The sequence below is a fragment of the Streptomyces sp. A01 genome (assembly GCF_059026195.1).
Window position 1 is genome coordinate 93257 of the sequence record NZ_JBWLKN010000022.1, and the last position, 12804, is coordinate 106060.

12 protein-coding genes, 1 pseudogene and 1 riboswitch are annotated in these 12804 nt (G+C 69.2%); of the genes and pseudogenes, 8 read left to right on the plus strand and 5 right to left on the minus strand.

Going from position 1 to position 12804, the window contains the following annotated elements; genetic code table 11:
• Nucleotides 1–149: 149 nt before the first annotated feature.
• On the plus strand, nt 150–1415 hold the full coding sequence (locus tag AC5P1B_RS26325; RefSeq protein ID WP_493890218.1) for a GDSL-type esterase/lipase family protein: 1266 nt from the start codon (nt 150–152) through the stop codon (nt 1413–1415).
• Between the two features lie 94 nt (nt 1416–1509).
• On the opposite strand, the gene AC5P1B_RS26330 is transcribed toward AC5P1B_RS26325, so the two are convergent.
• Nucleotides 1510–2388: a sigma-70 family RNA polymerase sigma factor gene (locus AC5P1B_RS26330; RefSeq protein ID WP_493890188.1), complete on the minus strand. Its 879-nt coding sequence runs from the start codon at nt 2386–2388 to the stop codon at nt 1510–1512.
• A gap of 183 nt (nt 2389–2571) precedes the next feature.
• Between AC5P1B_RS26330 and AC5P1B_RS26335 the strand changes: the two genes are divergently transcribed.
• From AC5P1B_RS26335 to AC5P1B_RS26365, 7 genes and pseudogenes are all read left to right on the plus strand, one after another.
• On the plus strand, nt 2572–3030 hold the full coding sequence (locus AC5P1B_RS26335) for a carboxymuconolactone decarboxylase family protein (RefSeq protein WP_493890190.1): 459 nt from the start codon (nt 2572–2574) through the stop codon (nt 3028–3030).
• 397 nt (nt 3031–3427) lie between these two features.
• The gene (locus AC5P1B_RS26340; RefSeq protein ID WP_493890191.1) at nt 3428–4339 is read left to right on the plus strand and encodes a DUF6227 family protein; all 912 of its coding nucleotides are present in this window, start codon (nt 3428–3430) and stop codon (nt 4337–4339) included.
• 197 nt (nt 4340–4536) lie between these two features.
• Nucleotides 4537–4806 (plus strand): annotated as a pseudogene (locus AC5P1B_RS26345) (SpoIIE family protein phosphatase); the annotation flags it as partial.
• A 356-nt stretch (nt 4807–5162) separates the two neighbouring features.
• A riboswitch (cyclic di-AMP (ydaO/yuaA leader) is annotated at nt 5163–5287 on the plus strand.
• A gap of 11 nt (nt 5288–5298) precedes the next feature.
• Nucleotides 5299–6378, plus strand: a complete 1080-nt coding sequence (locus AC5P1B_RS26350) for a M23 family metallopeptidase (RefSeq protein WP_493890192.1) — start codon at nt 5299–5301, stop codon at nt 6376–6378.
• Between the two features lie 130 nt (nt 6379–6508).
• Entirely contained in the window at nt 6509–7477 is a 969-nt protein-coding gene (locus AC5P1B_RS26355) for an aldo/keto reductase (RefSeq protein WP_493890193.1), read from the plus strand.
• Nucleotides 7478–8036: 559 nt separating this feature from the next.
• Nucleotides 8037–8666 (plus strand): helix-turn-helix transcriptional regulator, encoded by a 630-nt coding sequence (locus tag AC5P1B_RS26360; RefSeq protein ID WP_493890194.1) that lies wholly within the window; start codon nt 8037–8039, stop codon nt 8664–8666.
• A 431-nt stretch (nt 8667–9097) separates the two neighbouring features.
• Entirely contained in the window at nt 9098–9697 is a 600-nt protein-coding gene (locus AC5P1B_RS26365) for a HutD/Ves family protein (RefSeq protein ID WP_493890196.1), read from the plus strand.
• 9 nt (nt 9698–9706) lie between these two features.
• On the opposite strand, the gene AC5P1B_RS26370 is transcribed toward AC5P1B_RS26365, so the two are convergent.
• From AC5P1B_RS26370 to AC5P1B_RS26385, 4 genes are read right to left on the minus strand one after another with little or no spacing between them, the layout of a single operon-like run.
• Nucleotides 9707–10978 carry a L,D-transpeptidase gene (locus tag AC5P1B_RS26370; protein WP_493890197.1) on the minus strand — a complete coding sequence of 424 codons (1272 nt, stop codon included), beginning with the start codon at nt 10976–10978 and terminating at the stop codon, nt 9707–9709.
• Between the two features lie 35 nt (nt 10979–11013).
• Nucleotides 11014–12012: a hypothetical protein gene (locus AC5P1B_RS26375; protein ID WP_493890198.1), complete on the minus strand. Its 999-nt coding sequence runs from the start codon at nt 12010–12012 to the stop codon at nt 11014–11016.
• Nucleotides 12005–12655: a SigE family RNA polymerase sigma factor gene (locus tag AC5P1B_RS26380; protein ID WP_493890199.1), complete on the minus strand. Its 651-nt coding sequence runs from the start codon at nt 12653–12655 to the stop codon at nt 12005–12007. The genes AC5P1B_RS26375 and AC5P1B_RS26380 overlap by 8 nt, the downstream gene beginning before the upstream one ends.
• Nucleotides 12552–12770 carry a hypothetical protein gene (locus tag AC5P1B_RS26385; RefSeq protein WP_493890223.1) on the minus strand — a complete coding sequence of 73 codons (219 nt, stop codon included), beginning with the start codon at nt 12768–12770 and terminating at the stop codon, nt 12552–12554. The genes AC5P1B_RS26380 and AC5P1B_RS26385 overlap by 104 nt, the downstream gene beginning before the upstream one ends.
• Nucleotides 12771–12804 lie beyond the last annotated feature (34 nt).

Genomic DNA, 12804 nt, shown 5'->3' on the forward strand with positions numbered 1-12804 from the left:
CGCGTGCGCGTGCGCGGGCCTCGCCGCATGGGGGTTGACTACTCCGGTGTTCCTTGCTTCCCGTGCCGTTCTCCGGCTTGTCTTGGAACGCACAGGGCTTACGGCTCGGCAGGGAGCCCTCGCGGGAAGACTGGAGCGCAGCGTTGAGTATGTGGACCACAACCGCCCTCACCGGCGAAGGGCCGGTCGCCATCCGGGGTGCGCTGGAGCTGGAGACCACCAGGCGGGGCGTCCTGCCGCACAGGTTGCCCGCCGCGGCGCGGGCTCAGCTTCCCGATGACTTCGGCGCGTTGGCCGAGGCCCAGCCGTCGGGGGTGCGGCTGGCGTTCCGTACGGCCGCCACCGCCATCGAACTCGATGTGGTGCCGTTCGCCGGATTCCCCAGCGGCCCGCTGCTGGACGGCGCCGACGACGGGGAGGCCGGGGCCGGGCCGGATGGTCCGTCCGCCGGTGTGTACGACCTGGTGGTGGACGGCAGGGCCGCCGGGCGGGTCATCACGCCGCGCGAGGGCGCCGGGCGCGGGGATGACCACGAGGTGCGCGTCGTACGGTTCGACGGGTTCAACGGGCTGCCCGGCGGCGACCAGGATGTCGAGCTGTGGCTGCCGCACGCCGCGGTGGTGGAACTGGTCGCGCTGCGCGCCGACGCGCCCGTACGGCCGCCGCGTCCCGTCGAGCCCCCGCCGCCGCGCTGGGTGCACCACGGCAGCTCCATCAGCCAGGGCGCGGGCGCGGTCGGCCCGACCGGCACCTGGCCCGCCGTCGCCGCCCGGCTGGCCGGGGCCGAGCTGGTCAATCTCAGCCTCAGCGGCAACGCGCTGCTCGACCCGTTCACAGCCCGCGCGATCAGGGACACCCCGGCGGACCTGATCAGCGTGAAGGCGGGCATCAACATCGTCGGGCTGGACGCCTTCCGGCTGCGGACGCTCGGGCCTGCCGTACACGGCTTCCTGGACACCGTGCGGGAGGGGCATCCCACGGCGCCGCTGCTGGTCGTCTCGCCGCTCCTGACCCCCGTCGTCGAGGAGATCCCAGGCCCGATGTACCCGGACCCCGACATCAGCGAGCTCAGCTTCCGGGGGTGCGGCGATCCTGACGACATCGCGACCGGCGCGCTGACGCTCACCGTGGTCCGTGAGGAACTGCGTCGCATCGTCGCCCAACGGGCGGTTCGGGACCGGAACTTGTCCTACCTCGACGGCCTTGACCTGTACGGCGAGCAGGACTTCGCCGAGCTGCCGCTCCCTGACCAGCTGCACCCGGACGAGGCGGGGCAACTGCGCGTCGGCGAGCGGTTCGCCCGGCTCGCCTTCGGCCCAGGCGGTCCGTTCGCCGATGCCCGCCGGACGGGCCGTCCCGCCGCCGCGGACGACCCGGCTGTCATGTCCGCCCGCTCGGCGGAGGCCCGCCCGTAGGACGGGACAAACCCGCCCGTAGGACGGAAAAAGCGGAGGAGGGCTGGGGGAGGAGCGCCGGGGCGGTGCCGCGGGCGGGGTGGCGGTCAAGGCGTCAGCTGTCGAGCACGGTCAGATCGAGGCGGCGCACGCGCTCGGGATCGGAAAGGATGTCGAGGGCGACGACCTTCCCGCGCGCGACCGTGAACGCCGCGACCGAGATCGGCCGGCCGGCCGAGAACGCCACCGCTCCCGGAGCCCCGTTGACGAGCGCGGGCCGGGTCAGCTCGGCGAGCTGAGCGAAGAGGATCGCCCCTCCGGCCACGGTCTCGCGACCGCGGACGACGCCGCCCGGATTCAGCACGCCACCGTCGGACCGCACCACCACGTCCGGGTCGAGAACCGCCACGAGCGCGTCGAAGTCGCCGCCGCGCGCGGCGCTCAGGAAGGCGTCGACAACCTCACGCTGCCGGGTCAGGTCGGCGTCGGGGGACGGGGCCGCTCCCCGCACCCGGCGGCGGGCACGACTGGCGAGCTGGCGCGCCGCGGCTGGGGTGCGTCCGACGATGGGGGCGATCTCGTCGAAGGGCACGGCGAACAAGTCGTGCAGGACGAAGGAGAGCCGTTCGGCGGGAGCCAGGGTTTCCAGCACGACGAGCAGCGCCAGGCCGACCGAGTCGGCGAGCAGCACCTCGTGCTCCGGGGTCGGGCCGTTCGCGCCGCTGACGACCGGGTCGGGCAGATGGAAGCCCAGCGGCTCCTCACGACGCGACGTACGAGAACGCAGCATGTCGAGGCACACCCGGCCGACGACCGTGGTCAGCCAGCCGCCCAGGTTCTCGACCCCGTCGGTACCGGAGCGGCTGACCTTGATCCACGCCTCCTGGACGGCGTCCTCCGACTCGCTGAGTGAGCCGAGCATCCGGTAGGCCACCGCCCGCAGATGGCCGCGGTGGGCCTCGAAGTGCTGCGCCAGAAATTCGTTGTCGTCCATCGGTCACATCTCCTCGTCGCGTTCCGTCAGGGGGGTGACGGATCAGATCAGGCCGATGTGACAAGCACCCCGACGGCTCTCGGACCGCCTGATCGCCTGACGGTCTGAATCCCTGATCCCTGACCTCGTGACCTCTTGGCCCCTTGAACTGGCCCTTGAACTGGCCCTTGAAGGAGAATGATCATGCAGACACGGATGAAGAACCCCGCACTAGTCATCCCTGAGTCGATGACGGGTGTCCAGCACCTGCTCAAGGCCGTGAACAAGGCCGGGGTGCCCGAGCGGACGCAGGAGCTCATCGGGCTGCGCGCCAGCCAGATCAACAGCTGTAGTGCCTGCGTCCACGGCCACGTACTGAACGCCAAGAAGACGGGCGAGAGCGATGAGCGACTGGCCGCCGTGGCGGTCTGGCGGGAAGCGCCCTTTTTCACCGATGCCGAGCGGGCCGCGCTGGCGCTCACCGAGGCGGCGACCCGGCTTTCCGACAGGGCGGACCCGGTCCCCGACGAGATCTGGGACGAGGCCGCCGAGCACTTCGACGAGCAGCAGCTCGCCGGCGTCATTCTCACGATCGCTACGATCAATTTCTTCAACCGCATCAACGTCACGATCAAGGAGCAAGCCGGTACGACCTGGGGCTGATCGACACAGGCCCACGGAGCTGATCGGCAGAGCTGAACGGCCGAGCTGATCGGCAGAGTTGATCGCAGAGCCGGTCAGCTCCGCGGAGGTGTCTCCTCTACGTCGCGCCGCGCTGATAATTTGCGCGAGGATACGGGCAAACACCTGTCCCGCGCCCTGCCGCGAGGCCGCCGGAGCCGTCGCCGGGGCCGCCGCCTGAGTGCGTGCGGCCCTCGCGTACGGCCGGGCTCTCGCCCACTCCGGGGCTGTCAGCGGCGGGCGTGGCGGCCAAGGAAGAGCGACTTCCGGCGATGGCTTCCCGCAAACGCCCCACGTGTGCCGTGTTCGTGCCGCTACGGTAAGTGCACGAGCTGGTCGCTGGGGGGCGCGGCGGGACATGGCCGGGAGGAGAGAAGACATGAGGCATTCACCACTGGGCGGGGATACTCCCGCCGGGCAGCTTGCGGGGCTGCTCGCCCGCGCCCAGAACGGCTTCGACATCGGCGACGCGATGCTCGAACGACTGCGTACTGCACTGATGCACCAGTCTGAGCTGCGCTCATGCCGCCAGTCCAACACTCGCTCAAGCCCGGTCGGCTGCAACACGTACCGGCATGTGTTCCTGCTCGCTGATGGCAGCAGCCTGTTGCTGTGGGAGCTGGAGCACAACACGGGCCTGGGCGGAGGCGCGCCCTCCGGAGGTGCGCCGGCGGCTGAGGCGGCTGGGGAGTCCAGTGCTGAGAGACCGGTCGAAGGGTGGCCGTCCGCCGACGGCCGGACCGGCGGGTGGTCCGGCGGGTGGTCCGACGGGTGGTCCGACGACGAGGTGCTGTACGAGCTGTACGCCGATGAGCGGGCACTGGAGATCGCCGAGCGGCGGGTGCACGAGCGGATCGGTGGCGCCATGTGGGACGAGATCGACAGCATTCCCTTTTGGTTGCCCGAGCAACTTCGTTCGCCCGTTGGTTCCTTCGCGCCGCGCCGTGCGTACGCGATCGACGATTCCCCCGACCACGCCCGCCGCGTACTGCGCCGCGCGGAGAATCCCGACCGCCCTGGTGATGACGTCCGCGAACTGCTCACGACGGCTCTCGCGCACGACATCGCCCTCGCCTCCAAGCCCCGGCACCGCAGCGGCGGCGCTGACACCACCTGGTGCCGCTTCTACGAGCACGCGTTTTTGCTCGTCGGCGGTGACGAACTCGTCCTGTGGGAGCTTGAGCACAACCTGACGCCGGACGGCCGCCTGGTGTGCGAGGTCTACCTCGACGAGGCGGCCGCCGAACTGGCGGCCGACCGGCACGCCCGCGCCCTCGGTGTCGAGCTGTAGCGGCGTAGAACGAGTGCTGTAGCGGCGCGCGAGCTGAGCGGCTGTAGCAGTGCGGCGCCGCGTCCCTTTCAACCTTTCTTCGAGTCTCTCTTTTCTAGTACGAGTCTCTCCTTCCATGAGTCTCCCTTTCTACGACTCTCTCCCTGGCCTCTTCCGGCCTTCCACTCGTCGCCGCCCCGTGCTGCCGACGCCCTCGTCCTCCGGCCCGGATCGGTGGCCTGCGGACCGCGGCCCGGTATGTGGCGGCGCAGACTGACGCGCGCGTCGGTGGGGACCTGTTCGCGGTCCAGGAGACCCCGCATGGGGTCCGGCTCCTCATCGGGGGCGTCCGGGGCAAGGGGCTGGGCGCGGTGGAGGCCGTCGCGGTCGTCATCGGCGCCTTCCGGGAGGCGGCGGAGCGGGAGAAGACCCTTGAGGGACTGGCCGACCGACTGGAGCGGGCCCTGCGACGGGAGAGGGCGCGGCGGATACGGGGACTGCGGCGGGTACGGGGACTTCGGCGGGTACGGAGATTTCGGTGGGTGCGGCGACGGCTGCGGCGGTGGCGGGTACGGCGACTGCGGTGAGTTCGGCTACCCCGAGGCTTTATCCGTCGCGTTGTGTAGTCGATCTTGACCCCTCCGCTAGACCGATGCCGTAGTGCAGTCAAGGGAGTGGTTTATTCCTGAGAAGCGCTTGGAAACACGCCGTGCTCTCTATTAACGTTCGATAACGCAGCGCGGTTGTCACTGTCGTCGCAAGAGGCGGCACCGTGCGCCGTCGCCGAATCCCGCGGGCGCAGCACCACGTGTCACACCACATGTGTCACACCAGCACATGGGTCACACGAGCTGTGCCAAGGGAACCGGGGAACCACACCTTGGGGTGAATCGGGCTGAACCAGGCCCGTAGGAGACCTTCCTGCTCCGAACCCGTCAGCTAACCCGGTAGGCGAGAAGGAAGGAAAGGAGCACGCCCCCGTGGCGTCCAACACGTCTGCCCTGGAAGAGACTTCCCCCGTCTACGACGGTTTTGACGGCCCCCCTGGCGAAGACTCTTGGGAGGAGTGGAATCCCACCGCGGAATCCATCGCCCCCGTTCGCGGCAGGCATCGCGTGGCCAAGCAGCGCGGCGGCACCATGGCGCGCAGCGGAGCCGTGCTCGGTGTCGGCGTCATCGCGGCGGTCGGCGCGGGCGGCATGGCGTCCGCCAAGGAACGCCCGAACACCCCCATATCCATGCCCGACCTCGCGCACGTCGCCGACGAGGTCATGGACACCGTGCCCGACGCCAGTGAGCTTCCCGGCGTCGGGTCGTTCGTGTCCGACGACTCCGGCGACTCTCCCGGTCAGGCCGACCCCACGGCGGGCACCCCGCTGACCCAGGCGGGCCTCACCACCGAGGAGTCGGCGAACGGCACCGCCAACGCGGGCGAGGCGCTGCGGACCCGCATCCTGCGGCAGGCCGAGTCCCAGCAGGCGGCGGCCGAGGCGGCCGAACGGGCGGCGGCCGAGAAGGCGGCGCAGGAGTCGGCGGCGGCGGAAGCGGCGCGTAAGAAGGCCGCCGAGGCGGAGAAGAAGAAGGCCGCCGAGGCCGAGGCCAAGCGCGAGGCCGCAGCGGAGGCCAAGCGGAAGGCCGAGGCGGAGCGGCGTGCCAAGCTCGCCGCGAGCTACTCGCTCCCCGTCGGCTCGTACACGCTGACCTCGTCGTTCGGCCAAGCGGGCGACATGTGGTCGGCGAACCACACCGGCCAGGACTTCGCCGCCCCGACCGGCACTCCGGTGAAGGCGGTGCACAGCGGCACCATCACGCAGGCCGGGTGGGCAGGCTCGTACGGATACCGCATCGTCCTCACGCTCAAGGACGGTACCGAGGTCTGGTACTGCCACCTGTCGTCGATGACGCGGACGTCCGGCGAGGTGACCACAGGCGACGTCATCGGCCGGGTCGGCGCCACCGGCAATGTCACCGGGGCGCATCTGCACCTGGAGGTCAGGCCGGGCGGCGGAGCTCCGATCGACCCGATGGCCTGGCTGCGCGAGCACGGCTTGCAGCCGTAGGGGCTGGGCAGCGGCCGCCGCCAGATGCGGTATGCGCCACGTGGCGTGCGGCGAGCGGCATGTGCCATGTGGCTGAAACGCGGCGATGATCGGCTGGAACATGTGGCGTCGTGAGTTCGTTGATCTACGCATGGCGGATCATGGAAACATCACGCGTACAGGTTCGCGCCGCATCGGCGAGGCAGACGTCTTTCCGCTGGCGCTCGGCGGCAACGTGTTCGGCTGGAGTGCCGACGAGCGCGAGTCCTTCGACGTCCTCGACGCCTATACGGCCGCGGGCGGCAACTTCATCGACACCGCCGACGTCTATTCGGCGTGGGTGCCGGGCAACGTGGGCGGCGAGTCCGAAACCATCATCGGCAACTGGCTGACGGCGCGCGGCAACCGCTCCGACGTCCTCATCGCCACGAAGGTGGGTGCCGGTCATCCGCAGCGGCGCGGGCTGGCCGGGGCCGCCATCAAGGCCGGTGTCGAGGCGTCCCTGGCTCGGCTGCGTACCGACTACATCGATCTCTACTACACCCACTACGACGACACGTCGGTGCCGGTGGAGGAGATCATCACGACCCTCGACGGCCTGGTGCGCGAGGGCAAGGTCCGGCAGATCGCTGCCTCCAACATCTCCCCCGAGCGGCTCAACGCTTCTCTGGAGTTCTCCGAGCGGGAGAATCTGGCCCGCTACGTAGCGCTGCAACCGCACTACAACCTCGTCTCCCGCGACACGTACGAGGGTGAGCTGGCCGCCGTGGCCGAGCGGCACGGGCTGGCAGCCGTTCCTTACTACTCGCTCGCCTCCGGCTTCCTCACCGGCAAGTACCGGCCGGGTGATGAAGGCGTAGAGAGCGTGCGGGCAGAGGGCGCCGCCAAGCATCTGCGGACCGAGCGTGGCCTGCGGGTGCTCGCGGCCCTGGACGCGGTCGCCGAGGCGCACGGCGCCGAACTCGCGACGGTGGCACTGGCGTGGCTGGCGGCGCAGCCGACGGTCGTCGCGCCGATCGCCAGCGCCCGCACCGTGGAGCAGCTGCCCGCCCTGCTGGCCGTCGCAGAGCTCACCCTCTCGGCTACGGAACTGGCGACGCTGACCGAGGCTTCGGCCTGAGACACGGCTTGAGCGCCACCCGGCTGCGCTCGCTGGCTGCGCTCGCGCAGAAGAGCACCGGCTCGCGCGCGACCGCCACGAAGCCGCTTCGCGGAGGGGCACGTGAGCGGGCTCAGCCGGGCACCGGCGCGGTGACGGGCGTTCAGGCAGCGGCGCACCTACCCGAAATGGTCCGGGCATTCCCTTTGCGTGCACACGAAATGGGGCCGACTGGTCCATAGCCGGTGGGCGGCCCCTCGCCATTACCCGTTCCTTACCGCGTCATTACCCTGCGTCGATCGCTGCCCGTGTCTACGGCCGAGATTTACTGCATTGCGCACACGCGTGGGGTAGACCGCCTCAGAGGAGTGCGTCGGCTCACTGATCTGTGTCAAGTGGATGTGCTAAGTTCCGGCTACTCGACTGGGCTGCCGCAGTACTTGGTGATGCCCGGCGTCTGACCAACGTCGGCTGACCATTGCGCGATTACTTCATGGAAGTGTCCGACTACTCGGCAGCTCCTGTTCAGGCATATCGGCGGCACTGCCGCCGACCTGACTCCAGCAGGCAAGGGGAAGCCGTGGGTCGCATCGTTCTTGTCATCAGTTCTCCGTCGCTCCACCGCCGCGTGGGCGACGCTCTGTCCGCCCCCGGCTGGGGCGTCGCCTCATGGACCCGGGCCCAGAAGGGCCGCACGACGCCAGCCGTCGACGTGGCCGTGGTGGAGTCCCGGGCCCTGGCCGCGGAACCGTCTCTGGCCCGCCTTGGCATGCGCGTGATCGCGCTGGTCCACGGCGAACACGACCCGTTCTGGCGCTCGCCGTGGCGGCATTCGGTGGCGGGCGTCGTGGACCGCGACGATCCCGACCACGGCTATGTCTCAGCCGTACGCGAGGTGTTGAGCGGCCGCGGCTGGATCTCCCCCGAACTGGTGCCCTGGGTGCTGTCCCACTCATCGGGGCGACCTCAGGCCCCGACGCCACCTCCTCCCGCCTCGGGAAAGCTCACCGGCCGTGAAGAGGACGTCGCGCTGCTCGTGGCGGAGGGGCTCTCCAACCCGGAGATCGCCGACCGGCTGTGCGTGGAACTGAGCACCGTGAAGTTCCACGTGTCGAACGTCCTCCGGAAGCTCGGCTGCCGTAGCCGGGCCCAACTGGCGGCGGTATTCCACACCTACAACACGGCTGCTCGCGCCATGCAGCCTCTCTAGCCCTCCGGCCGCTGGCTTTCCAGTTTTCCGGCCTTCCGGTCTCTGGCCTTCCGCTCTGCTCGCTCGCTGGCGCAGTCGCTTCTCTCGTTCTCGGGCGCTCTCGTTCATCCGGTGGTGCGATGGAGGTCCGCGGTGGTGAGCGGCGGCGTGCTGTGGCGTGCTGTGGCGCACCGGGTCCCGGGATGCGGAGATCATTGGGCTTGCGGCGGGGACGGTCAACGCTCGCTGTGGCCGGCTCTCCCGCAATTCACTCGCCAGAGCTTTGCCACGCTGTTTTCGGTGGCCTCGCGGGCGGAAGAGTTCATGACTGCGCATTCCATGCTCATTCCTGCGACACAGCCTCCGGCAATATCTTCCAAGAGCCACCTGGCACAGACAGCTGACACAGCCCCGACTCCGCTCCGGAGGGGGCGGAAGGTAGGAGAGCGGCGTTGCCCGTACAGATCCTCCGGGCCGAGGACCACACTTCCATGCCCTGGAGCAACGGCGGCGGCATCACCCGCGAGATCGCCGCCGCTCCGCCAGGCGCGAACCTCACGGACTTCACCTGGCGCATCAGCCTGGCCGACGTCACCCGCGACGGCCCCTACTCCGCCCTGCCCGGCGTCGAGCGCACCCTCACCGTCGTCCAGGGCCACGGCATGACCCTGACCGTCGACGGCACCCCTCACTCCTTGACCAGGCCACACGTCCCCTTCACCTTCCCGGGCGACGCGCCCACGCACTGCCACCTCACCCGGGGCCCGATCACCAACTTCAACGTCATGACCCGCAGAGGCCAGGCATCAGCCACCGTCTCCCTGCTCGATACCGAGACCCCTCTGACCCCAAGCCCCGGCCAGACACTCCTCATCCTCGCCCTCTCAGGCACCACCACCCTCAGCGGAACACCCCTGCCATCCCGCCTCCATCGCTTCGACGCTGCTCTCATCACTCCACCGGCAGCCCAGCCCCTCCTGCTCGAACCAGAAGGGCTGGCTGCCTGCGTCACGCTGCGGTCCGAAGAGGAGCCGCACTGCCGGTGTGCGTGAAGTGGAGGGTTAGCTCAGCGCGCTGAGTTTCTTCCACTCCGGGTACGAGAGGTTCCAGTCGCCGAGCCCGTTGCCGGTGGCGACGGTGGCTCGGGTGGAGCCGGTGACCTGGACGAGGTCGCCTCGGGTGGCCTGGTCGTAGAACCACTTGCCGTCGGCGCGGGACATGCCTATGCAGCCGTGGCTCATGTTGACGCGGCCGAAGTAGCCCTTGCCTTCGTTCCAGGGGGCGGCGTGGGCGTAGGTGCCGGAGGTGGTGAGGTGGACGGCCCAGGGGACGTCCTTGTCGTAGGGGTCCGCTATGCCGACGGACTCGCTGGTCATGTTGACCATGGGGGCCTTGCCGAGGACGACCATCGTGCCGTTCCACGTGGGATAGCTGGGGTTGCCGCCGGAGATGGGGATGACGCGACGCTTCTCGCCGTCCTCGTAGACGGTCATCGTGTGCTTCTTGAGGTCGACCTTGGAGACGCGGGCCTTGCCGATGGTGAACGTGGTGGATATGTCACGGCGCAAGTAGCGGTCGGCCCCCGTGTTCACGCCGCTGAGACGCGCCTTGAGGGTGACCTTGGTGTCCTTGGCCCAGTGCTTCTCGGGGCGCCAGTCGACGCGTTCGACACCGGTGAGGGGGTCCTTCACCCAGCCCCAGGAACCTTCCGTTCTGGGTGATGTGGAGACCGACAGCTGCCGTTCGACCGCGGCCTTGTCGGTGACGGGGTGATCGAAGGCCAGGGAGACCGGTTGGCCAGTGCCGACGACCGCTTTCTTGGACGGGGTCACGGTGACGCCGTTGAACAGCTGCGCGGCGCGGGTGCGGAACGTCGAGGTGTGGCTGACCTCTTTGCCTGCCGCGTTCTTGGCTGTGGCGCGGATGGAGTAGGTCATCCCCGGGGTCATGGTGCGGTTGGACGTCCAGGCTTGTTTGGCCTTGTTCCAGTCGCCCGTCACGTTCACGGCGTTGGCTCGCGTGTCCGTGTCCGTGTCCGTGTCTGTGGCGCCGGCGTTGGTGGCGGTCGGGGTGACTTTCACTGAGGTGAGGGTCCCGTGTGTCGCGTTCACCTTGATGGTGTGGTCCGGGTCCACTGGCTTGTCGCCGTTGGCGCTCGTCACGGATATTCGGGCGGGCTTGGCATTGGCGGCGTCCAGCTCGGCTCCCGCCTTGCCGTCGGAGTGGCTGCCCGACTGGCAGCCTGCGAGCAGCGCGACCGTCAGCGTTGATGCCGCAACGGTGTAGAGAGGGAGCAGGCGGCGGGTGGCTCGGGAGCGGGTGATGGCGGGCATGGTGGGCCTCTTGTGAGTGATGAGGGAAGGGCGGGTCAGCATCGCTTCTCCGCCAGTTCCGGATTGTTCTCGTAGGGCGACGGCGAGGGGGCGGCGGAGCGGTTGAGCCGCCAGAGGGAGACGTTCATGCAGTAGTTGGCGGGTCCATCCGAGTACTCCAAGCCCATATCGCTTATCCCTTGGGCCTGGAGCACTGAGACGTGGGTGCCGGTGCGCATCAAAGAGACCTGGGCGCCGGCTGGCTGGCTATCGGACCGCCAGACGTACGTCTTGATGACTGGCTTCTTGACGGGTGGTTTCTTGACGGGTGGTTTCCCGGCAGTCCCCGGTTGACCGGAGGCCGCCTCGCCGGAGTTCGTCCCCGTCTTCGGTGTGTTCGGCGTGTGTGAGCCTGGTGTCCGTGTGCCTGTCGGACCCGCGCCGGACTGGGTGCAGTGCTGTTCCACGGCTGATTGCAGGGCTCTGAACACCTGGCTCGCCTCGCGTTCGCTGGCATACGTGTTGATCGTGTGCCGAGCCCGCTCCGAGTCCCGCCCCGCGTAGGAACGCGTGCGTTGTGCGAGGTGTTTGGTGGTGGCGTCATCGAAGCGACAGGCGGCGGAGATGTCGAGGAGTGGCTCCCCCTGCTCATGGAGCTGTTGCCCCATGGCTGGACTGGTCCGGCCTGCAGGGTCCTTGGACGACTTCGCGGTCTGCCAGTGGGCCTCAGCGGCGAACGGCACGCCGGTCGGTGGCAGGAGAGCGTCCGCAGCGATCGATGGCGTGGCCCGAGCGGGCTTGGACGCGGACGGCCGGGGGGCGTCGTTGTCAGGTCGGTGGGCTGGGAGAGTGCGCGTCCCGTCGTCGCCCGGCAGCAGTTGCCAAGAACCGATGGCCAGTGCGGCCGTTGTGAGGACCGCGGTGACAGTGGTGGCCGCGAGCCGTCGGGCGCGGCGCTGGCGACCGCGCGCCCGTGCGGCCTCAGGGCCCGCGAGCCGTATGGCAGGCTCGGCGGCTCGCACGATGTCGCGTAGCCGTTCTTCCAGGTCAACCATGGGTGGGCACCTCCCTCGTGGGATGGGTGGGCGGTCCGGATGGGCGCGGGGAGGTGGTGCGCTGGCGATCGCACGCAGGGGCGGAATCCGACAGATGGGCGCCCAGGGCCTTCCTGGCGCGGCTGAGGCGGGTCCTGACCGCGCCCTGGGAAGCGCCCGTCTCGCGAGCGACCTGCTCGATGGGCAGATCGAGCAAGTGATGCAGCACGATCACGGTGCGCTGCTCCGATTTGAGGCCACGTAGGGCATGGATCAGTGCCACCCGGTCCGGGGCCAGGTCGGAGACATCGGCAGGCGGGCCATCACGGAAGTGGGCCAGCATGCGGTTACGGGTCCGGCGCCACGAGCTGACCGCGAGTCGCAGGGCGACGGTGCGGACCCAGGGCGTGGGGTCACCTTCGGAGGTGAGGCGGTCCCAGCGCTGCCATGCCCGGGCGTATGCCTCCTGGACCGCGTCCTCGGCCTCGGCGACGTCACCCGTCGCGGCGTACACAACGGCCACGAGTTTCTTTGCCGTGGCGGCGTAGAACTCGTCGAAGTCAGATGGTGTTGCTGGTGCTGCCGTTGGTGGCGCTGTCGGTGGTGCTGCTGATGGTGGTGACTGAGTTGGTTGTGATGGTGATGGTGTCGATGGTGCTGACATTTGTCCCCCGCTGCCCCCGTGTGCTCCCCACTTCTGTATTGAGCACGCCTGGGGACTGCGGAAGGTTACAGACGATTTCGCGGAGACTGACGGGGTGCTTGGGGGAAACGGTCATCTTCGGTGCATAACGGGCCTGGGGACCTGTGTCT

Excerpts from the sequence above, each read along its gene's own strand:
- AC5P1B_RS26330 (WP_493890188.1), bottom strand. The coding sequence starts at position 2,388 with ATGGACGACAACGAATTTCTGGCGCAGCACTTCGAGGCCCACCGCGGC.
- AC5P1B_RS26355 (WP_493890193.1), top strand. The coding sequence starts at position 6,509 with ATGGCGGATCATGGAAACATCACGCGTACAGGTTCGCGCCGCATCGGC.
- AC5P1B_RS26385 (WP_493890223.1), bottom strand. The coding sequence starts at position 12,770 with ATGACCGTTTCCCCCAAGCACCCCGTCAGTCTCCGCGAAATCGTCTGT.
- AC5P1B_RS26380 (WP_493890199.1), bottom strand. The coding sequence starts at position 12,655 with ATGTCAGCACCATCGACACCATCACCATCACAACCAACTCAGTCACCA.
- AC5P1B_RS26325 (WP_493890218.1), top strand. The coding sequence starts at position 150 with ATGTGGACCACAACCGCCCTCACCGGCGAAGGGCCGGTCGCCATCCGG.
- AC5P1B_RS26370 (WP_493890197.1), bottom strand. The coding sequence starts at position 10,978 with ATGCCCGCCATCACCCGCTCCCGAGCCACCCGCCGCCTGCTCCCTCTC.
- AC5P1B_RS26335 (WP_493890190.1), top strand. The coding sequence starts at position 2,572 with ATGCAGACACGGATGAAGAACCCCGCACTAGTCATCCCTGAGTCGATG.
- AC5P1B_RS26340 (WP_493890191.1), top strand. The coding sequence starts at position 3,428 with ATGAGGCATTCACCACTGGGCGGGGATACTCCCGCCGGGCAGCTTGCG.
- AC5P1B_RS26375 (WP_493890198.1), bottom strand. The coding sequence starts at position 12,012 with ATGGTTGACCTGGAAGAACGGCTACGCGACATCGTGCGAGCCGCCGAG.